This window comes from Paenibacillus sp. FSL W8-0426 (assembly GCF_037969725.1).
GTDB lineage: Bacteria > Bacillota > Bacilli > Paenibacillales > Paenibacillaceae > Paenibacillus > Paenibacillus hubeiensis.
Window position 1 is genome coordinate 1,866,902 of the sequence record NZ_CP150203.1, and the last position, 20,334, is coordinate 1,887,235.

Below are 20,334 nucleotides of genomic sequence, written 5' to 3' on the forward strand. Positions count from 1 at the left end.
TTCAGGATGATCATGACCTACAAAAAATATAATCGAACAAAGCTCAGAAAAAGATCAAAAAAGAGTACATATTGCACGTTGAACGCTATTTTATAATCATTTTAAGCTGATAAAATGAAAGGGCATTCAGAACGGAAGAAGTATACATCATCATGAAAGGAGTGGGCTTCCTTATGAAACAAAGAGTGTTGGGCAATACAGGCCTGAAGGTGCCCGTGCTCAGTTTTGGTGCATCCTCCCTGGGTTCGGTATTTCGGGATATTGATCGCAGCGAAGGCATACGGACCGTGCATGCGGCGGTGGACGCAGGAATGAATTATATCGATGTTTCCCCTTATTATGGGTTGACCAAAGCGGAAACGGTGCTCGGCGAGGCGCTTAAGTCGCTCCCGCGCAGTTCGTATACGCTCTCTACCAAAGCAGGACGTTACGGTGAAAACGCATTTGATTTCTCCCGCCAACGCATATTGGACAGCGTGCAGGAAAGTTTGGCGCGGCTCCATACGGAGTATATCGATATCCTCTTTTTGCATGATATCGAATTCGTTCCGGCCGACATCATCATTGAGGAAGCGTTTCCGACGCTGTTGCAGCTGAAAGAACAAGGCATTATCCGATATGCGGGCATTTGCGGCTTGCCCCTGCAGCTGTTCGAATACATGCTGCCTCGGCTTGAGGTGGATGCCATCATCTCCTATTGCCATTATGCGCTGAACGACAATTCTTTATTGTCCTTACTGCCGCTTCTGGACAAAGAAGGCGTGGGCCTGGTCAACGCCTCTCCTCTTTCGATGGGATTGTTAAGCACGAGAGGAACGCCTGCTTGGCATCCTGCGGATGACGAGGTGAAGCAGGCATGTCTGGACGCAGCCCGCTTCTGCATGGAACAGGGGAGCGATATCGCCAAGCTGGCCGTTCAGTTTGCCACAGCCCACGAACGAATTCCGACCACGCTGGTGAGCAGTGCAAATGAGCGGAACATTCGCAACAACGTGGCCTGGATCGAGGAGCCTATGGATGAGGAATTGCTGAACGAGGTGCTCCGCATTTTGGCTCCGATCCATAATGTCACCTGGACGAGCGGACGGCCCGAATATAACGAAAAAAGGCAGCAGACAGCCAAGGGGGAACCGAAATGAGAGCGATCGTATGCGAAGAGATTAACCGTCTGGCCCATCGGCATGTGGACGAGCCAGTCATGGGTGATCAAGAAGCGCTGGTATCGATTCGCAGAATAGGCATTTGCGGCACCGATCTTCATGCGTATAAAGGAAATCAGCCTTTTTTTACTTACCCGCGTATTTTGGGGCATGAATTGGCAGGCGTAATTGATCAAATCGGAAACAATGAAGCCGGTTTGCAGCCGGGAGATCAGGTTAGCATCATTCCTTATCTTCACTGCGGTCAATGCATCGCGTGCCGAAGAGGCAAAACCAACTGTTGTGTTTCCATGCAGGTGATGGGCGTGCATGTGGATGGCGGGATGCGCGAGCAAATTGCCGTTCCCGTGTCACACCTGGTCAAGGCAAACGGCCTGACCCTGGACGAAACGGCCATGATCGAACCACTCAGCATTGGCGCGCATGCAGTCAGAAGGTCGGCCATACAACCTGGAGATCAGGTCGTGGTCATCGGAGCCGGACCGATCGGTCTGGGCGTTATGGCATTTGCGAAGCAGGCAGGAGCGAGGGTCATTGCTGTCGACCGAAATGCGAACAGGCTGGAACTCGGCCGGACCTGGGCCGGGGCGGATGAACTTGTTATTGCAGCGGACGACGCAGCAGTCCGGATTGCCGATTTAACCTCAGGGGATTTTGCAACCCCCGTTTTTGACGCCACCGGAAACGTGCAATCGATGAATGAAGCGATTCGTTATGTTGCTCATGGTGGGCAATTGATTTATGTAGGTTTGGTGAAGGCGGACATTGTTTTGCATGATCCCGAATTTCACAAACGCGAGATGGAAGTGCTGGGAAGCCGCAACGCCACGCGTGAGGACTTTGAACGTGTGATGGCTGTATTGCGCGGGAAAACGTTGAATATGGACGGCTTCATTACCCACAGGGCACGCTTCGAGGAATTGCCTGATTTCATGAATCGGCTGCTGCTCCCTGAAACGCAGGCCGTAAAAGCCGTTGTTGAACTGTAAAGAAATGTGCCGACCGGGAATTTGGCGGACGTGTGCTGCGAAATAAATATATAAACAAACGGCAAAAAATATACACACGTTAACGAAGAGGCAGAACCAATCTGAAGAAGCGAAGCGTTCGCTTAAAAGCTTTCTGAAAGAAAGCTGCATCGGAAGCATAGGCTTATCACCGGATTACTCCTTAGAAAAGGAGATTCAAAATAATCTGGGGATAACAGCGATCGGAAGATGGTACTGCACTCGTAGTGGCCTAGTGTGAATGATTAATGCAATTTCTATAACAACAAAAAACTCTCTCTGATCTGGTGCGGAAGCATGCCACACACAGATCAGAGAGAGTTTTTATTTGAATCCCCTGGTTATTTTTCAGGGTGGGTAACGATGCCGGCATGCGGATCGATATGCCGCACGACCGATTTGAGCCAGATCATTTCCAGAACGTGGATTTCATAATAGAGCGTGCCGGGAATTTGCTGAATCCAGCCATCCGCGTTAGCGGGTTGCGTTGTGTCTGCAGCTGCAAACGGTATTCCAGGTTCACGACGCAGTCGTTTGCGCAGCGCGGCCTGCACCTGATCGCTTTTGGAGGTCAATATATACAACTTGCGCTTCGACGTAAATCCCCGAAAAGCAATATACACCATCTCGTACGCAATCAGGTAGGCAATCACGGAATACATCGCTTGATCCCAGCCGAATACAACACCGGCTGCCGTCAGAATCAACAAGTTGATCAGCATAATTATTTTTTCAACCAGCATCCGCTTCCCGCTAAACAGGCGTTCCCGCGGACGGGAGGACGGATCACCGATTTCCAGCGTATCCAGCGTTCCGCCATACCTTACTACAAGTCCGATGCCTAGTCCAAGGCACAGACCGCCGAAGATGGCTGCAGCCAGAGGATGCTCTACCAGTGGCGGCATTGGATAAAGCACGAGGGCGCCGATCGAAAAGACAACCAGCCCGAGAACGCTGACCAATACGAACTTTTTTTGAACGATCCGATAGGACAGAAAAATAAAAGGTACATTAAACAAAAACAGGAACAAACCGATTCGCATCTCTGTCCAGTGAGCGAATAGCGAGGACAGGCCCGTGATTCCGCCGATAATGATTTTGTTCGGATGTAAGAACAATTCAAGGCCCACGGAGGCCAGAATGCCGCCAACGACCACCAAAAGCAGGTTAAGCAGACGATGCGTAGGCTTCGTTCGGGTCTTGGCGGGCGATTGCGCCGGATTAGCCGAGATCAGAGGTGCTTTCATGCGTCATCCTCCTTTGCGGCTGCGAGCCCTTCTCCCCGGGTGGGTTACAGAAAGAACGGCGAATGAGCCGCGATTGGTTTCAAGGGATTGCCTGGGTCAGAAGACATCAGCCTTCTTCCTGAAGCACCTTGGTTTCTTCTTTCTTTTTACGAGGGTTCTTGAACTTGAATATTTTGTCCAGCAATCGGAAGACGTGCTTGGATTCTTTGGTCAACAACGGCCCGAGTATAGCCAGAATCAGAACGTACAGTGCCGCGAAAGGCTGCAGAATCGGCAGTAGTCCGCCTGCTTTACCCATGTTGGCCATGATGATAGAAAACTCACCGCGTGAGACAATAGTCAGTCCGATATTGGCGGAAGCTTTCGGTGAAAGTCCGGCGCTTCGTCCTGCCAGCATGCCTGCCAGGAAGTTGCCGAATAAGGTAACGACGACCGCGATCAAGGCAAGCCATACCGCTTCCCCGCCCAAGGCCAACGGATCGATAGACAGACCGAAGCTGAAGAAAAAGATGGCGCCGAAGAAGTCGCGGAATGGCAGAATCAAGTGTTCAATGCGTTTCGCATGCTCCGTTTCCGCCAGTACCAGACCAACGAGCAAGGCACCGATGGCTTCCGCAACGTGAATGGTTTCGGAGAATCCGGCAACCAGGAACAATGCACCGAAAACGACAAGCGAGAATAGCTCGTTGGAACGGATTTTGAGAGCTTTGTTCAGCAATGGCGTCGCCTTGCGCCCCAGTATGATGACGATAAGCATGAAACCAAGTGCGACAAGAGCGGACAGGAGCACGCCTCCGATGGAAGACGAGTCGCTGAGCACCAGTCCGGACAGGATGGAAATATATACGGCGAGGAACACATCCTCGAACATAATAATGCCAAGAATCATTTCCGTTTCCGGGTTTGCCGTCCGTTTAAGGTCAACCAGCACTTTGGCCACGATGGCACTGGAGGAGATGGTCGTGATTCCAGCGATAACGAGCGCTTCCGCTACCGGAAATTGCGCAGCAAAACCGAGTACCAAACCTAGCGTAAAGTTGATGGCGATATAGATCGAACCACCGACCGCGATGGAACGGCCGGATTTGATCAACCTCCCGACCGAGAATTCCAATCCGAGATAGAAGAGCAGGAACAGAATCCCGATTCGTCCCATAAAGTCGATGAAGGGTTGGCTTTCGATAAAACGAAAATCCAAATGCCAGATTTTCATCGCATGGGGGCCGACGGCCATCCCGATCAAGATATAGAACGGAACGACCGAAAAGCGCAGTTTTGCCGAGATCAGGCCCGCAGCCGCGATGAGCACAAGGGCCAAACCGATTTCAAATACCAAATGGTCCATGCGGTCACCCCCTTCCGGTCAGAAGGAGAGACTTGAACAGCTTCTGCTGGTTGCGTTCGCCAACGGCAACAACCGTGGATTCTGCCGTGATCACGACCTCCGGACCGGGGCTGATATGTTTTTTGTGATTTTTCTCTACAACGGCAATGACTGTTGCCCCGGAGTTCTGACGCACATCCAGTTCTCCGATGGATTTGCCGATGCAGCCAAAAGAGGATTCGATTTTATACCATTCGATGATCAGGTCATCGAAAGTGACTTCAATGTTTTCGAGCTGCTTCGGTTTGTAGGTCAATCCGCCTACAATGGCGGCAATTTGTCTTGCTTCATGATCATCGAGCGTAATCATGGAGATGCTTTGATCAGGGTCGTCGTATTCGAAATGATACATTTCCCGTCTTCCGTCATCATGGATAATGACAACGATTTTGTCTCCGCTGCTCGTTTCAATCTGAAATTTTCGGCCGATTCCCGGCAAATCCGTTTCACGTACATCCATTCGTTAAATGCCTCCTTAATATTGAAGGCCGGTCGAAAGTCAGGCGATTACCCGAAAATCCGATGATAGTCCACCGAGGAACGGGGGATTGAGGACGTGAAAATACGCCATGCTCAGACAGGTAAACAGAGCCGTGACTTTCAACTACACAGCCTTTGTCGTAATTTGGGTGAGCAAGGTACAACAATTACAGCTCAAATAAGACGATGCTATCGAACAATCCAATCATTAACGTTTGCATAATGGGTATTAAGTTATGCACAAGCGCACCGTCGTGCCAAGAGGGCAGAGGCGACTCTATGCAAGGCAGCCTAAAATACGGATTGCGTCACAATTAGAGCGCATTCGCGTACTTTGGTGCAAAGGAAGGGGATGACACAAACAAACTCGTGAATTTGATGGGCAGCAGAAATAATCTGCGTTTAAACAGATAAATCAACGGTTTAAAGGGCAGACGGGGAGCGGGAATTCGCAGCAGCAACAATAAGTTGACCACAAGAAACACAGGCCTGCTATGCGTAACCGCCAGCAGCTTGGACATGATTTGCGGATATTTGCGAATTAAAGGCTTTTGCTGGGACTCCGTAATTTGAAGCGCCGCCTCCTTGTTGGAGGTTGCATCCACAGACACACCTACAGCAGATTCCGACTGCATGGGAATAGGGAAGCACAAGCCCTGAAATACGCACAAAATAACGATCATGAGGCATCTCAGCAATTCCGAATATGTTCTCATCTTGGCTTCCCTCCTTTTCCGTGAAACATACTGTTATAAAAATAATAACACATTTTTGTCTTTTCTCCAAACCGGATTATCGATGTTGAGAAATCATGACACCCTTTCCATCAATCCGCTTCGTATATCCCTGTTGGCCTTGCCATATACTTTGAACAGGATGGAAAGGAGTGAGCGACGTGGAATTGTTCAATGTATGGACAGAGGTGTCCGGAGCGGATGAGGCTGAACGTTTTTACCGGTGCGTCAAAGAGAAAACCAAAGGATTACATATAAGCAAAAGAGGTTTTCGGCTCACGTTCAAACATAAGAACGGGAGAGCCGTCTGGGTATGCAGAGGCAATGAAAAGCATACCGATTTTCAGCAATGGCTGCCCAAAATCAGCGAAGTGCTGGCATTCGGCTTGGCGGATTTCATTATGGAAACCCAGGAACGATCCATCGCGGAACGCCTGATCTCCAAAGCCTGCTCGGTGATGGAACAAGACGAGATCGAAAAGGTTAAACGGATTTTCATGCCGCTCCTTGATCAACATGTGATGGGGCAGCAGGGAATGAGGGAACGGAGACGAAATACATTGGCCGGCGGTTTGCGAAAGGATCTGGAGGAGGTCCATTTTTTTTCGCTGGAAGGCATCATCCGTTTCCGTATAAAGCAGTATAGACAGGAGCTTCAGGAGCTGGTGGAATACGCCATTGACGAGTTCTGGATGGATCGCCAGTACGAGGAGTTTATGGGGCTGCTTAAATACTTTGTATTTTTCCAGGAAGCGAAGGTGCCGCTGGTACATCTTGTGCACAAAGGCTCGCATGAGTTCCGCGTGTTCGATGCTTCGTTCAATCCGCTGCCTGTTCAAAAAGACGAGCAGGTTGTCGTCGAAATGCCGGGACTGGAGCTGGAAATGGACATTGAGGACATGATTGTCAGCACCTTGATCTCCATCTCTCCCGAAAAAGTGCTGCTGCACACACGCACCCCGGATCTCCCTATTATTTCAACGATCCGCAACATTTTTGAGGACAAGGTTCAGATCTGCCACCAGTGCCCCGAGTGCGAGGTGCTCCGGACGGGACTGATGACAGGTCTTGACGCAAGTGATCTTGGCAATTATAATAACTGTTGATTCATGAAGTCTTCACTTCATGGCCATACGATTCAATCTATAATAAAAGCGTTGACAAAGACATGAGCCATGCGCAAGGTTGGTGCAGAGAGGGGAAACAAGGCTGAAATTTCCTCCGAAAGCCACGTTTGGTTTACCCCTTTGTAGCTGCAGTTTTGAAAACGGCTAAGCCTGTGCATCCGACGACAGGCATTCGTCGCGAGTAAGGATTTGCCGGGTCATGCCCGTTATCGACATGCCAATGAGGGCTGCATGCCATAAGTTTTGTGAAAGGCAGCCGAATTAGGGTGGAACCACGAGTAAGATCACACTCGTCCCTTGACCGGGACGGGTGTTTTTTGCGTTTTTGCCGAAATGGCGGGAACCGCATAGATTTCAGTCCGTCTCCGTGAGGACACAGCTCTAACATTCATAGGAGGAATGAGACCAATGACAGTAAACATTAAACTTCCGGACGGCTCCGTCCGCGAATATGCCGAAGGAAGCAACATTGAGGACGTAGCAGCTTCGATTAGCAGCGGATTGCGCAAAAATGCGGTAGCCGGCAAATTGGATGGCATCGTGGTAGACTTGTCCACACCGCTTCATGAAGGAGCTTTGGTCGAAATCGTGACCCAGGATACTCCCGAAGGACTTGAAGTGATGCGCCATAGTACCGCACACTTGCTCGCTCAAGCCGTTAAACGCTTGTACGGAAGCAAAGAGGTTCATCTCGGCGTGGGACCTGTTATCGAAGACGGATTTTATTACGACATGGATTTGGAACATCCGCTTAACCCGGAAGATTTGCAAAAGATCGAGAAGGAAATGGAACGCATTGTTGGCGAAAACCTGCCGATCGTTCGTAAAGAAGTTAGCCGCGAAGAAGCGATCCGCACCTTTGAAGAGGTGGGCGATCCGTACAAGCTGGAACTGATCCGTGACCTGCCCGAAGACAGCGTAATTACGATTTATGAGCAAGGAGAGTTCTTTGACCTTTGCCGTGGTCCGCACGTGCCTTCCACAGGCAAAATCAAAGTGTTTAAACTGATGAACGTTGCCGGGGCTTACTGGCGCGGAGACAGCAAAAACAAAATGCTGCAGCGCATCTACGGAACGGCTTTTGTGAAAAAGGCACAACTGGACGAGCACCTGCGCCTGCTGGAAGAAGCCCGCAAGCGGGATCACCGCAAGCTGGGCAAGGAACTGGAAATCTTCACCTTCTCCCAACTCGTGGGTCAAGGCTTGCCGATCTGGCTGCCGAACGGGGCGAAGCTTCGCCGTACACTGGAGCGTTACATCGTGGACCTGGAGGAAAGCCTGGGATACCAGCATGTCTACACACCGGTTCTGGGTAACGTGGAATTGTACAAAACGTCCGGTCACTGGGAGCATTATCAAGAGGACATGTTCCCGAAAATGGAAATGGATAACGAAGAGCTCGTGCTCCGCCCAATGAACTGTCCTCACCATATGATGGTGTACAAGTCCAGCATGCACAGCTATCGCGACCTTCCGATCCGCATTGCCGAACTGGGCATGATGCATCGTTACGAAATGTCCGGTGCACTGACAGGACTGCATCGCGTGCGTGCAATGACGCTGAACGATTCCCATATTTTCTGCCGTCCGGACCAGATCAAAGAAGAATTTGCACGCGTGATCGAACTGATTCAGACGGTTTATAAAGATTTCGGCATTGACGAGTACCGTTTCCGTCTCTCGTACCGCGATCCGCAGGATACGGAAAAGTATTTCCAAAACGACGAAATGTGGGAAATGTCCCAGCGTATGCTGCGTGAAGTCGTAGAAGAGCTTAACCTGCCGTTCTATGAAGCCGAAGGCGAAGCGGCATTCTACGGTCCGAAGCTGGACGTTCAGATCAAAACCGCTCTGGGCAAGGAAGAAACGCTGTCCACTGTACAGCTCGATTTCCTTCTCCCTGAACGCTTCGAACTGGAATATGTCGGAGATGATGGACAGAAACACCGCCCAGTCGTTATTCATCGCGGCGTAATCAGTACGATGGAACGTTTCACGGCATTCCTGCTGGAGAACTTTGCGGGCGCACTGCCGCTCTGGCTCTCTCCGGTACAGGCTAAAGTTATTCCGGTATCCACCCATTTCGACGACTATGCCCGCGAAGTGGAGGCCAAGCTGAAACGTGCAGGCATTTCCGCCGAAGCCGATCTTCGCAACGAAAAGCTGGGTTATAAAATTCGCGAAGCCCAATTGGAGAAACTTCCATATATGTTCGTTGTCGGAGAGAACGAGCGCAATGCCGAAGGTGTATCCGTGCGTAAACGGGGCGAAGGCGATTTAGGCATGAAGCCTTTGGATGAAATCGTGGCTCAATTGAAAGAAGAGATTGCTTCAAAACGGGTGTGACATTCTACACGTTCTACACTGAAATCTAAACTAACTCGGGAAAGGCGATCGATGATAAGCAGCCCGTGATTGGAAGATCCGTCATTCAGTATGCGGTTATGGCCGCGTGCTGGGTGCGGGTCTTTTTTGATGGATATCGATTTTAGAGTTATTGGGATTGGTATAACAACAGGGCATTTTGGAAAACCTTTGCAGTAAGGGGGAGGTTATATCCATGTCCATGTTCAAAACAAGTTCAATCCGAACAGTACCATTTCTGTTTATGTGCAGTGTCATCTTTGTTGTACTGATGTTTATAGAGGGAAGACAGGCGTTAGCTTACACGTTCGAAGAGGATAATGGCGAACGATTTGTCGAGCATATGAACCCTCCGCATCTCGTTTCTGCAGGCATAAGCAGCCATTATGCACAACGACTCATCACCAATGACCATGCTCGGGTGACGACGATGGGAGTATTATCCTTGCTGTGGTCCTCGAATGTGAACGATTCCAATGCAGGGAAACTGGCCAAGAACGGCGATGAATCATCCATACCTGTGTTGGCTCCGCGATCCGAACAAATACTGGATACACATAAAGTAACGGCAACCGGTTATACGGCAGGCGTAGAATCCACGGGCAAAGGACCCAAACATCCGCAGTACGGGATAACGTATTCGGGAGTAAAGGTGCGGCGGGACAAGGAAACAGTATCCACGATCGCTGCAGATCCGAAATTGTTCCCCATGGGCTCCATTCTATACATTCCTGGGTATGGCTACGGAATCGTTGCCGATACGGGTTCAGCCATCAAGGGCAACAAAATCGATCTTTATTTCCCGACCATCAAACAGGTATATAAGGAATGGGGCAAAAAAGACGTTGAAGTGCAGGTCATCAAACAAGGAAACGGAAAGTGTACCGAAAAAATGCTGGATGAGCTGACAAAAACAATCAATGTGTATCGAAGCATTCCGGATTCTTGGTTAGACAAGGCCATCTAGGGTGATTTGGACGATGAATAACGGCAAAGGACTCTACACATAATACTTCTGGGGACAAGAGCGTTTGTGCATATCGTGCTTGAATCCCAAATACTAAAAGTGAGGTGCATTCATCGTGCCAAAAAATTTCCAAACAGGTCAAACTCCTAACCAGAAGTTCAATGCAGAATTTGGTCAAGAAAACGTAAAAGGAAAAGTGCAAAAGGCTGCGCAAAACAAAGTGCAGGAAAACATTTAACTCCGAGTTTGCCGTAGAAGACCAAGGCCTTAACGAAAAGTAATCAAGTAACGATCAACGCCCTGGAGCTGATGTGCTCCAGGGTGTTGTTTTATTTATTTTTTTACATAAATACCCATTCACATCGGTCTCGAGACGGAGTTGGGTTCCATCTGCCGCCGCTGTTCATGACTCCTTGTCTGCGTTAAACTGGTTACAGAATCAATGAAGAAGGAGAAATGAGCGATGAAACATTCTATGCGGGACCGTTGGTGGATTGGCATACCGTTGATCGCGGTCGGTCTGGTCATTCTGCTCAAACAAATGGGTTACGATATTGACATCGGATACGTGTTTAGAACATACTGGCCGATATTTTTGATTTGGTGGGGATTCAAGGGCCTAACCGAAATCCGGCGAAACGGAGGTTACGCGGCGATCGGACCGGTCATCGTGCTTGCCATAGGCGGGTACTTCCTTGCGCGTAATCTGGATTGGATCGACTATTCCATGGGTGAGTTTATCCGGTACCTCATTCCCGTCATGCTGATTGGCGGAGGATTGTTTGTTTTGATCGGGCCACGCCGAAGAGACCGCAAGCATAAAGACCAAATGCAGTCCCCTCCGCCTGAGGCATCCGAAACCTACAAGCCGCTTACTCCGGAAGAATTGGAGATGCCTTCCACGTTTGACGAGCAATTCGAAAAAACGTTCGGCAAACCGAATGGCGGAGAAACAAGCGGAGTGCAGGGTAACGCCTCAAGGCCACATGGTTCACACCATTCCGGGGAACAGCAATCCTGGAAACAATTCTCCCACGATTCCAAAGGTTACGAAGACGGCCAACATGGGAAACATGGGCAGCACGGCTACGGCTATGAAGATTACGGCGACGGCAGAAACATCAATAAATCCACGTTCATCGGGGACCTTCATCTCGGACAGGACGTCTTCCAATTGAAGCCGATGAATATCTCGACATTCATTGGAGACACGGTCATTGATCTTACCAAAGCCCAAATCCCTTACGGTGAAACCAAAATTAACATCTCTTCCTTTATTGGAGACGTCAAGGTGTTTGTGCCGGCCGACATGGACCTGGGGATCACGGTAACCACCAACTCGTTTATTGGCGACATGAGTTTGCTGAATCAGAAGCGGGGCGGATTTTTGAGCAGCGCACAGACAGAAACTCCGCATTACCGCGAAGCCGGCAAAAAAGTTCGCATCGTAGTCAGCGTATTTATTGGCGACGTCAAAGTAAACAAGGTGGGGTAAGATAAAATGCTTCGAACAATTCTAAAGGCGAATAAATGGGAGCTTATGATGTACTTTGTCCTGACCGGGCTGATTACGCTGGGGGGCTTCTATCTAATGTACGGCGATGTGCTGGCCGAGGCCGGCCGTCACCGTGCATGGACGTATGCCGCAATCGTCGTACTGGCTACGATGATTACCGGATACATCGCGGCACTGCGGCTGCAGCGCAAGATCGATCTGCTGGATCTCAACATGCTCAAAGTGTCCAAGGGGAATCTGGCCGTTCGCATGCCGGAGACGGAAGATTCTTCTTTTGGCCGCGTATATGAAGAATTCAACGTTATGATGGAGTCCATCGAGAAAAAGATGAGGCTGCTTCAACGTCTTGGAGAACACGAGGTGATCGAGAAGGAAAAGGCGTCCGAACACGCGGTCCTGGAAGAGCGCAGGCGGATGGCGAGAGATCTGCACGATACGGTCAGCCAGCAGTTGTTCGCGATCCACATGTCGGCTTCTTCCCTGCCTAAACTGCTGGAAATCAATCCGGAGCATGGCCGCAATGTGCTTGCCCAGCTTATCCAAATGTCGCATGTCGCCCAGCGTCAGATGCGGGGATTGATCGCCCAGCTCCGTCCGGTTGAACTGGAAGGACGTAATCTTGCCGAAGCGCTGGATAGCTGGTTTCCCGATTATTGCAGGCAAAATGGCCTTAGGGGCGTCAAAGAGCTGGAACTGGATGGCGGAGTGTCCGAGGCCATTGAGCACCAGCTATTTCTCATTATTCAGGAAGCTGTGGCCAACGTGGTAAAGCATGCCGAAGCTTGCATGGTCAGTCTTTCGATCAGGGAAAGCGAGCATCAGATCAGCGTCAGCGTCAGCGATGATGGGCAGGGTTTTTTGCAGCAAACCGACCGCCCTGGTTCTTATGGGCTGTCGACGATGCGGGAACGGGCCGAGAAACTGGGGGGACAGGTTCAGATTATTTCCAAACCGGGAGCGGGAACGACGGTGCGCGTGTTCATCCCGAGATTCCAGGACAAGTTTGAGGGGGAAACGGTATGAGCGGTAAAGTCAACATTATGATTGTGGACGATCATGACATGGTTCGCATGGGGCTCAAGACGTATTTGATGCTGGAGCCTGCCTTTCATGTCGTGGCCGAAGCGGGAAATGGCCAGGATGCGCTGGATCAGCTGCGTCGATTGGGCAAAGAGGAACTGCCTGATCTGATCCTGATGGATCTTATGATGCCGATTATGAATGGAGCAGAAGCTACGCAGGCGGTTATGTCCGAATTTCCGGGTATGAAAATCGTCATGTTAACGAGCTTTCTCGAAGATGATTTGGTCGTGCAGGCGATTGAGGCAGGCGCGGTAAGTTACGTACTCAAGACCGTATCGGCGGAGGAGCTGATTTATGCGCTTCAAGGCGCCCATCGCGGCATGCCTGTCATGACGGGAGATGTGTCCCAGGCGTTGACAAGGGGCATTCGGCAGCGCACGGCAAGGGAGAACGAATCCGGACTTACGGAACGGGAGAAAGAGGTCCTTCTGCTTATTGCCGAGGGAAAAAGCAACAAGGATATCGGTGAGGAACTACATATCAGCATCAAAACGGTCAAAACCCATGTGAGCAATCTGCTGATGAAATGCGAGATGGATGACCGCACCCAATTGGCCATTTATGCCTATCGACAAGGATGGGTAAAGCCGCCTCAATGACATAAACCGCGAAAAATGCAGTCGTGATGCGGTTTTATCTCCTTTTTAATTGTTTTTAAGGTACAGTTAAGGTTTAAAGTACAAAATAAGGACAGTTAAAGAATATCTCTTGCAAACAGGAGATTGGGAGGTAGAATGGCATGGATGAACGTACTTACAGACCTAACCGCCAAGATGGACAAAACGAACCTAATCAGGCGGACAATCGCAATACATCCGGAACGGAAGACTCCTCATATTATTACTCTTATGGACCTTTCCAGTCCGTGAACCAAAATGATACATCGTCTTCGAATCATCGTGAAGAAGGAACGGTTGAGATTACAAGACCCGAGCCGGTGAAGGCTGTACCCGCATTCTACAGTGCAGGGCCATCCGAACCTCCTCGCAGCCAAGGGAACGGAGGCAACGACGGGAATGGCGGCAACGGCAATGGGAATTGGAATTTCAACAATAACGGAGGCAGCGGCAAACCTCGTCGTTCTTCGATCCGTTCGCTCTTGTTTTCCTTTATTGCCGGCATGCTCGTTATTACGGTGCTGATGTACACCGCAGATCGTACAAATATGTTTACGCCGCAAGAGGCGCTGACCAGCACGCAGACTGAAAGCACCAGCGAGACAACGCCAACGAATTCGGGAAACAGCAACAACGTGACGGCATCGCTGCTGCCGACCGGCAAAACGGATGTATCCACCGTTGTCAGCAACACAAGTCCTGCGGTAGTCAAAATCGAAACGCTGGCCAAACAATCTACGCGCAGCAGTCAGGGCGGATCGACTTTGAGCGACCCGTTGTATCAATACTTCTTCGGGGGCCAAGGCGGTATGAATGGCGGCCAAAGCCAACAGCAGCAGCAGCAAAGCACCAACCAGCTGACTCCGCTCGGCATCGGTTCGGGATTTATTTTCGATAAAGCGGGCTATATCCTCACCAACCAACACGTGGTACAGGGCGCTGACGTCATTCAGGTAACGCTGGAGAACAACAGCAAGCCATATGAAGCAAAACTGCTCGGCAGCAGCTTCGATCTTGACCTTGCCGTGTTGAAAATCGAGAAAAATAGCGGGGACGACGATTTCCCTGTAGCTCCCCTTGGGGATTCCAACAGCACTCAAGTCGGCGAATGGCTGGTTGCCATCGGTAACCCGGAAGGCTTTGAACACACGGTTACTGCAGGTGTATTGAGTGCGAAAGAACGTACAATCAGCATTCCGGACGAAGATACCGGCAAAACGCGTGAATACAGCCACTTGCTGCAAACCGATGCTTCGATCAACCCTGGTAACTCCGGCGGCCCATTGCTTAACCTGAATGGGGAAGTCATCGGGATGAACGTTGCGGTCAGCGCAGATGCACAAGGGATCGGCTTTGCCATTCCGTCCAGCGTCATTTCGGAAGCCGTCAAATACCTGAAAGAAAACAAAGAGGTTCCAAAGGAGCCGGTTCCGTTCATCGGCGCTTCTCTTATGGCTTTGACTCCTGAAGTGGCAAAACAAATGGGCACGGACATTACCGAAGGTTCCGTCGTGGCCAGCACGATCTACCAATCCCCTGCTTATCAAGCGGACCTGCGTCCGTACGATATCATTACAGGTGCGAATGGCACAGCTTACAGCACGAGCCAAGATTTGATCGATTTCATCAAAACGCAAAAGATTGGCAATGAAATCACATTAAATGTGGTGCGTGATGGCAAAAAAATGGACATCAAAGTGAAAGTCGGCAACAAAAACGATTACGATACAACACAAACGACCGAGCAACAATAACGGCAGCCTGAAGGAACGAAATGTTTGGATTCGAGGCTCGGGACGAACGGGAGGGCTTGAATGCCCTTCCGTTTTTTTGTCCGAACCAAAGGCAGCCGGGCATAAAGATGCAGACGGGGTGACAGCCTGCTACAATGGAAATACAACTATAAAAACGTCAAGATAAAGGGGAAAGACCATGCGATCAACGATACTGATTGTGGATGACGACGAAAAAATCGTGTCCATGCTCCGGCGGGGACTGGCATTCGAAGGGTATGAAGTGCAGACGGCGTCCAATGGCGCCGAAGGGTTGAACAAATTGATGGATAAGGAACCGGACGTTGTCGTGCTGGACGTCATGATGCCGCAGATCGACGGATTTGAAGTATGTCGCAGGCTGCGTGCGGCAGGAAGCAAGGTACCCATTTTGATGCTGACGGCAAAAGATGAGGTGCAAAGCCGGGTGACCGGACTCGATACCGGCGCGGATGATTATCTCGTAAAACCATTCGCTTTGGAGGAACTGCTCGCGCGAGTACGCGCCTTGTTGCGTCGCAGATCGGATATCGCCGATGCAGCGGACAACCGGCTGACGTATGAAGATCTTATTCTGGACAATGATTCGCGTGAAGTGCTTCGCGACGGCAAACGGCTTGAGCTTACCGCCAAAGAGTTCGAATTGCTGAACCTGTTCATGCAAAATCCGAAAAGGGTGCTGTCGCGCGATCTGATCATGGATAAAATATGGGGCTACGACTACAGCGGCGAATCCAACGTGCTTGAGGTTTACATTGCCATGCTCAGGCAGAAAACGGAAGAACATGGAGGCAAACGTTTGATCCAAACGATCCGTGGAGCGGGTTATATTTTGCGAGGTGACTCCTGACATGTCCATCCGGTTAAAATTAACCGCTTGGTATTCAGGCATCCTGGCTGCGGTATTGATCTTCTGGGGAGTTGTCATCTATGCATTCGTATATTTCAATTCCTATCAGGAAGTGGAACAGCAATTAAAGGTAAAGAGTGCCCGAATTACGGAACAAATCGGCGTAAACCCGCTGTCCCAGTCGCTGGATCTGGATCCATTTACGGAAAGTCAGCTTCAGGAAGCGCAAATATACATCCAGCTGTGGGATTATCAGAGCCGATCCGGGAAAATATCCGGCAATATGGAGAAACTCGGCATCCAGTTTCGCGTGCTGAGTACAAGCGAAATTTTGAAAGAACGCGGCATATCCAAAGTATACGTTAACGGAACGCCATTTCTGGTGAATCAACAGCCCTTGTCCCTTCAGGGAACCAATGAGATCAGAGGCACATTGCAGGTTGGCGCCAACGTGAGCTCTCAGGAAAGATTGCTTGAGGCCTTGCTCAACATTCTTATTTTCGGCTGGCTTGTCGCGATGGCTCTGGCGATTACGTCCGGGCTGATCTTGGCGCGCAAGTCGATGCGCCCACTAGTCAACGTGGTCGACGCCGCCAATCAGATTCAGTCGGGAGATGACCTGAGCGTCCGCATCCAGTATTCGGGGCCGAAGGATGAGATCGGTCGCCTCATCGAGACGGTAAATAATATGCTGGAGCGCACGGAGCAGTCTTTCCGCGGACTGGAGGAGACGAATGCGGCACAGCGGCGGTTCGTGTCGGATGCTTCGCATGAGCTGCGCACGCCGCTGACGACGATCAGGGGCAATGTGGATTTCCTTAAAAAGCTATGGGACGAGGAAAGTTTGGAGCGATCCAACCTTGACGAGGACACGATCAAGCAAATGTCTTTGGAAGCCATTGATGACATGGCCGACGAAGGCAAGCGCATGAGCAGGCTGATCAGCGACATGTTGTCCCTGGCCAGGGCGGATACCGGCCAAAAAATCGAGCTGCAGCCGATTCCGCTGCAGATTCTGGTGCAGGAAGTGGCGCGCAGATCCCAATTCCTCGATAGGCAGGCAGAGTGGCATCCGGGGGATTTCTCCATCCTGAACGGCATCTACGTGAACGGCAACAAGGATTATTTACAGCAAATGCTGTTTATTTTTATTGAAAATGCATTCAAGTATACACCGGACGGATCGGTGACGATGGATGCCATTTTGTACAAGGGGCAGGTGGGACTGCGAGTCAGCGATACGGGGATTGGCATGGAACGGGATGAAGTGCCTCACATCTTTGATCGCTTCTATCGCGCGGACGAGTCGCGCGGGGCAACACCTGGCATCGGCCTCGGCCTGTCCATCGCGAAATGGATCATCGAGGAACACCATGGTTCTGTGGAAGTGGTGACGAGACGCGGCGAAGGAACGACCTTTATAATCTGGCTGCCGGTAGTCTTTGCTCCACCTATTGAATAAAGGTATAATGGAGTAGACTGCAAAACCATTGGCAGCAATGCCAAAAAAGAAAGCGGGTGGCAACCAAGTGGAAGTATTGCGAATTTCGCCGCGGGGGTATTGCTACGGGGTTGTGGATGCGATGGTGTTGGCACGCCAGGCAGCGCGCAACCTTGATTTGCCCCGGCCTATATATATATTGGGCATGATCGTGCACAATCAACATGTAACGGATTCCTTTGAGGATGAAGGCATCATAACGCTGGACGGTCCGAATCGAATGGAAATCTTAAGCCAGGTGGAGAGCGGAACGGTTATATTTACGGCTCATGGCGTATCGCCTGAAGTACGCAAACTGGCGCGGGAGAAAGGTTTGACCACCGTTGACGCGACCTGTCCGGACGTGACGAAAACCCATGATCTTATTCGGGAAAAAACGGCCGAGGGATACGAGATCATTTACATCGGCAAAAAGAACCATCCTGAGCCTGAAGGAGCGATCGGCGTTGCGCCAGACAAGGTTCATCTGATCGAAAAGGAAGAAGAGATCGCCGAACTTGACGTGCCGGCAGGCAAAATATTGATTACCAATCAGACCACGATGAGCCAGTGGGACATTAAGCACATTATGAGCCGGCTTTTGGAGAAGTATCCGGGTGCCGAGATCCACAATGAAATCTGTCTCGCGACCCAGGTCCGTCAGGAAGCCGTGGCAGAGCAGGCCGGTCAGGCGGATTTGGTTATTGTGGTTGGCGACCCGCGCAGCAACAACTCCAATCGACTGGCACAGGTGTCGGAAGAGATTGCGGGCGTTCGCGCTTACCGCGTCGGCGACGTGACCGAAATCAAGCAGGAATGGCTGCAAGACGTGGCCAAAGTGGCGGTAACTTCCGGCGCGTCGACGCCGACGCCGATTACGAAAGAAGTCATCGCTTACCTCGAGCAGTACGAACACGACAAACCGGAAACGTGGGAAATCAAGCGGACGGTGAACATGAGCAAGCTGCTTCCCCCTGTGCGCGAGAAGGCGCGCAACCATTCATAATGGGGTAAATGCATTCGGTTGAATGAAGCCGGCTTTTCAGATCTGAGATCTGAGAGGCCGGCTTTTTTGAGGTTATAGACATACATTCCATATGAAGTATGATTGAAAAATGCAGTTAAAACGTTGAAGCGGCATGCAAGACATTTTCCAAGGGGGAAAGCAGAGCAACGAAACTTTTCTACATATATATAGCGACATTGATAGGGTGATGTACCAGATGAAGAAAATATTAAATTGGAGCATGCTGCTTTGCACAGAAAGTCTGTATACCAGAATAGATGGAGGTGTTTGTGGTACGAAAAGGTTTGACGATAAGGAAAAAACATGGTATATTCACTTTAACGGATAAAAGCTAAAAAGCTTAAAAGCGAACAAGCGTTTAAGTGGAAGAGAATTTGATCGTATAATGACATCGATACATCTCAAGCGAGCTCTCATATATGAAAGGATGGATAATCATGATCGTAATTGCAGGCAAGTCAGCCGCGGAGGAACAAATTCAGGAAATCGTGACCGTAATCGAAAAGGAAGGGCTTCAAGCTCATGTATCCCGAGGGGAAGATCGCACGATTATTGGTCTCATCGGCAAGGTGGAGCCAAAGATGGCCGAGCATTTGCGCCAAATGAAGGGCGTCGAAAATGTTGTGAAAATCTCGAAATCCTATAAACTGGCAAGCCGTGATTTCCACCCGTCCGACACGGTCATCAACATTAAAGGCGTCGAAATCGGCGGAAAAGAACTGGTTGTCATGGGCGGACCTTGTGCTGTTGAATCGGCTGCACAGATCGACGAAATTGCCGGATTGGTCAAAGCTGCTGGCGGACAGGTGCTTCGCGGCGGAGCGTTCAAACCGCGCACAGGTCCATACAGCTTCCAAGGAACAGGCGTGGAAGGCTTGATCATGATGGCCGAAGCGGGCAAGAAGCATGACCTGTTGACCATCACGGAAGTCATGACTCCCGAATACGTTGATATTTGTGCTGAATATGCGGACATTCTGCAGGTAGGCACACGTAACATGCAGAACTTTGACTTGCTGCGCAAATTGGGCGAGTGCGGGAAACCTGTTCTGCTAAAACGTGGATTCAGTGCGACATACGATGAATTCCTTAACGCTGCCGAGTACATTCTGGCGGGGGGGAATCCAAATGTTATGCTGTGTGAACGCGGCATTCGTACGTTTGAAACGTACACGCGCAACACGCTTGACCTGTCTGCAATCCCTGTTCTGCAGTCCCTGAGTCATTTGCCGGTCATTTCCGACCCTAGCCATGGCACGGGCCGCCGCGAGCTCGTAGAGCCGATGACGAAGGCCTCCGTGGCAGCTGGCGCGAACGGACTGATTATCGAGATGCATACCGACCCGGACAATTCCATGACGGGCGATGGCGTGCAATCCTTGTTCCCTGACCAATTTGCGGGCCTGCTGCAGGATCTGGAGAAGTTGGCTCCATTGGTGGGCAGAACGTTCAGCACGGCCAAACAGCCGGCAGATTTCTTCCCGGCCAGAGTGGGCGTTTAACGTTTAATTCAATGATG

At 50.5% G+C, this 20,334-nt stretch carries 18 protein-coding genes; 14 read left to right on the top strand and 4 right to left on the bottom strand.

Annotation, left to right across the window (positions count from 1 at the left end; all coding sequences use genetic code 11):
- The first annotated feature begins 173 nt into the window (after nt 1–173).
- Together MKY59_RS08585 and MKY59_RS08590 are read left to right on the top strand one after the other, a co-directional pair.
- Complete coding sequence (locus MKY59_RS08585; RefSeq protein WP_339277101.1) at nt 174–1,139, top strand: aldo/keto reductase; 966 nt, start codon at nt 174–176, stop codon at nt 1,137–1,139.
- Complete coding sequence (locus MKY59_RS08590; protein ID WP_339277103.1) at nt 1,136–2,149, top strand: zinc-binding alcohol dehydrogenase family protein; 1,014 nt, start codon at nt 1,136–1,138, stop codon at nt 2,147–2,149. Before MKY59_RS08585 ends, MKY59_RS08590 begins: the two co-directional genes overlap by 4 nt.
- A 359-nt stretch (nt 2,150–2,508) precedes the next feature.
- Here MKY59_RS08590 and MKY59_RS08595 read toward each other — a convergent pair whose 3' ends face one another.
- From MKY59_RS08595 to MKY59_RS08610, 4 genes are all read right to left on the bottom strand, one after another.
- On the bottom strand, nt 2,509–3,414 hold the full coding sequence (locus tag MKY59_RS08595) for a YitT family protein (RefSeq protein WP_339277104.1): 906 nt from the start codon (nt 3,412–3,414) through the stop codon (nt 2,509–2,511).
- 106 nt (nt 3,415–3,520) lie between these two features.
- A complete protein-coding gene (locus MKY59_RS08600) occupies nt 3,521–4,759 on the bottom strand; it encodes a cation:proton antiporter (RefSeq protein WP_339277106.1) in 1,239 nt (412 codons plus the stop codon).
- Nucleotides 4,760–4,763: 4 nt separating this feature from the next.
- Nucleotides 4,764–5,258, bottom strand: a complete 495-nt coding sequence (locus MKY59_RS08605; RefSeq protein ID WP_236415906.1) for a cation:proton antiporter regulatory subunit — start codon at nt 5,256–5,258, stop codon at nt 4,764–4,766.
- A 334-nt stretch (nt 5,259–5,592) separates the two neighbouring features.
- Nucleotides 5,593–5,994 carry a hypothetical protein gene (locus MKY59_RS08610; protein ID WP_236415905.1) on the bottom strand — a complete coding sequence of 134 codons (402 nt, stop codon included), beginning with the start codon at nt 5,992–5,994 and terminating at the stop codon, nt 5,593–5,595.
- 170 nt (nt 5,995–6,164) lie between these two features.
- Here MKY59_RS08610 and MKY59_RS08615 point away from each other — a divergent pair, with 170 nt between their 5' ends.
- The 12 genes from MKY59_RS08615 (at nt 6,165) to aroF (ending at nt 20,317) form a co-directional block, all read left to right on the top strand.
- Nucleotides 6,165–7,118, top strand: coding sequence for a putative sporulation protein YtxC (locus MKY59_RS08615; RefSeq protein WP_339277109.1), 954 nt, complete (start codon nt 6,165–6,167; stop codon nt 7,116–7,118).
- Nucleotides 7,119–7,547: 429 nt separating this feature from the next.
- The gene (gene thrS, locus MKY59_RS08620; RefSeq protein WP_339277110.1) at nt 7,548–9,485 is read left to right on the top strand and encodes a threonine--tRNA ligase; all 1,938 of its coding nucleotides are present in this window, start codon (nt 7,548–7,550) and stop codon (nt 9,483–9,485) included.
- 448 nt (nt 9,486–9,933) lie between these two features.
- The gene (locus tag MKY59_RS08625; RefSeq protein ID WP_236416314.1) at nt 9,934–10,470 is read left to right on the top strand and encodes a 3D domain-containing protein; all 537 of its coding nucleotides are present in this window, start codon (nt 9,934–9,936) and stop codon (nt 10,468–10,470) included.
- 115 nt (nt 10,471–10,585) lie between these two features.
- The gene (locus MKY59_RS08630; RefSeq protein WP_339277112.1) at nt 10,586–10,708 is read left to right on the top strand and encodes a hypothetical protein; all 123 of its coding nucleotides are present in this window, start codon (nt 10,586–10,588) and stop codon (nt 10,706–10,708) included.
- 225 nt (nt 10,709–10,933) lie between these two features.
- Nucleotides 10,934–11,965, top strand: coding sequence for a cell wall-active antibiotics response protein LiaF (gene liaF / locus MKY59_RS08635; protein WP_339277114.1), 1,032 nt, complete (start codon nt 10,934–10,936; stop codon nt 11,963–11,965).
- Between the two features lie 6 nt (nt 11,966–11,971).
- Entirely contained in the window at nt 11,972–13,009 is a 1,038-nt protein-coding gene (locus MKY59_RS08640; RefSeq protein WP_236415897.1) for a sensor histidine kinase, read from the top strand.
- Nucleotides 13,006–13,668: a response regulator transcription factor gene (locus MKY59_RS08645; RefSeq protein ID WP_236415896.1), complete on the top strand. Its 663-nt coding sequence runs from the start codon at nt 13,006–13,008 to the stop codon at nt 13,666–13,668. Before MKY59_RS08640 ends, MKY59_RS08645 begins: the two co-directional genes overlap by 4 nt.
- A gap of 140 nt (nt 13,669–13,808) precedes the next feature.
- Nucleotides 13,809–15,440 carry a trypsin-like peptidase domain-containing protein gene (locus MKY59_RS08650; RefSeq protein ID WP_339277116.1) on the top strand — a complete coding sequence of 544 codons (1,632 nt, stop codon included), beginning with the start codon at nt 13,809–13,811 and terminating at the stop codon, nt 15,438–15,440.
- Nucleotides 15,441–15,618: 178 nt separating this feature from the next.
- The gene (locus MKY59_RS08655; protein ID WP_236415894.1) at nt 15,619–16,308 is read left to right on the top strand and encodes a response regulator transcription factor; all 690 of its coding nucleotides are present in this window, start codon (nt 15,619–15,621) and stop codon (nt 16,306–16,308) included.
- A 1-nt stretch (nt 16,309) separates the two neighbouring features.
- Nucleotides 16,310–17,770: a HAMP domain-containing sensor histidine kinase gene (locus tag MKY59_RS08660; protein WP_339277118.1), complete on the top strand. Its 1,461-nt coding sequence runs from the start codon at nt 16,310–16,312 to the stop codon at nt 17,768–17,770.
- 67 nt (nt 17,771–17,837) lie between these two features.
- Complete coding sequence (locus MKY59_RS08665) at nt 17,838–18,794, top strand: 4-hydroxy-3-methylbut-2-enyl diphosphate reductase (RefSeq protein WP_236415891.1); 957 nt, start codon at nt 17,838–17,840, stop codon at nt 18,792–18,794.
- Between the two features lie 458 nt (nt 18,795–19,252).
- Nucleotides 19,253–20,317, top strand: coding sequence for a 3-deoxy-7-phosphoheptulonate synthase (aroF, locus tag MKY59_RS08670; RefSeq protein ID WP_236415888.1), 1,065 nt, complete (start codon nt 19,253–19,255; stop codon nt 20,315–20,317).
- Nucleotides 20,318–20,334 lie beyond the last annotated feature (17 nt).

Coding starts and splice junctions, on each gene's coding strand:
- MKY59_RS08655 (WP_236415894.1), top strand. CDS start 15,619: ATGCGATCAACGATACTGATTGTGGATGACGACGAAAAAATCGTGTCC.
- MKY59_RS08600 (WP_339277106.1), bottom strand. CDS start 4,759: ATGGACCATTTGGTATTTGAAATCGGTTTGGCCCTTGTGCTCATCGCG.
- liaF (WP_339277114.1), top strand. CDS start 10,934: ATGAAACATTCTATGCGGGACCGTTGGTGGATTGGCATACCGTTGATC.
- MKY59_RS08610 (WP_236415905.1), bottom strand. CDS start 5,994: ATGAGAACATATTCGGAATTGCTGAGATGCCTCATGATCGTTATTTTG.
- MKY59_RS08605 (WP_236415906.1), bottom strand. CDS start 5,258: ATGGATGTACGTGAAACGGATTTGCCGGGAATCGGCCGAAAATTTCAG.
- thrS (WP_339277110.1), top strand. CDS start 7,548: ATGACAGTAAACATTAAACTTCCGGACGGCTCCGTCCGCGAATATGCC.
- MKY59_RS08585 (WP_339277101.1), top strand. CDS start 174: ATGAAACAAAGAGTGTTGGGCAATACAGGCCTGAAGGTGCCCGTGCTC.
- MKY59_RS08640 (WP_236415897.1), top strand. CDS start 11,972: ATGCTTCGAACAATTCTAAAGGCGAATAAATGGGAGCTTATGATGTAC.
- MKY59_RS08595 (WP_339277104.1), bottom strand. CDS start 3,414: ATGAAAGCACCTCTGATCTCGGCTAATCCGGCGCAATCGCCCGCCAAG.
- aroF (WP_236415888.1), top strand. CDS start 19,253: ATGATCGTAATTGCAGGCAAGTCAGCCGCGGAGGAACAAATTCAGGAA.
- MKY59_RS08645 (WP_236415896.1), top strand. CDS start 13,006: ATGAGCGGTAAAGTCAACATTATGATTGTGGACGATCATGACATGGTT.
- MKY59_RS08650 (WP_339277116.1), top strand. CDS start 13,809: ATGGATGAACGTACTTACAGACCTAACCGCCAAGATGGACAAAACGAA.
- MKY59_RS08660 (WP_339277118.1), top strand. CDS start 16,310: ATGTCCATCCGGTTAAAATTAACCGCTTGGTATTCAGGCATCCTGGCT.
- MKY59_RS08625 (WP_236416314.1), top strand. CDS start 9,934: ATGGGAGTATTATCCTTGCTGTGGTCCTCGAATGTGAACGATTCCAAT.
- MKY59_RS08590 (WP_339277103.1), top strand. CDS start 1,136: ATGAGAGCGATCGTATGCGAAGAGATTAACCGTCTGGCCCATCGGCAT.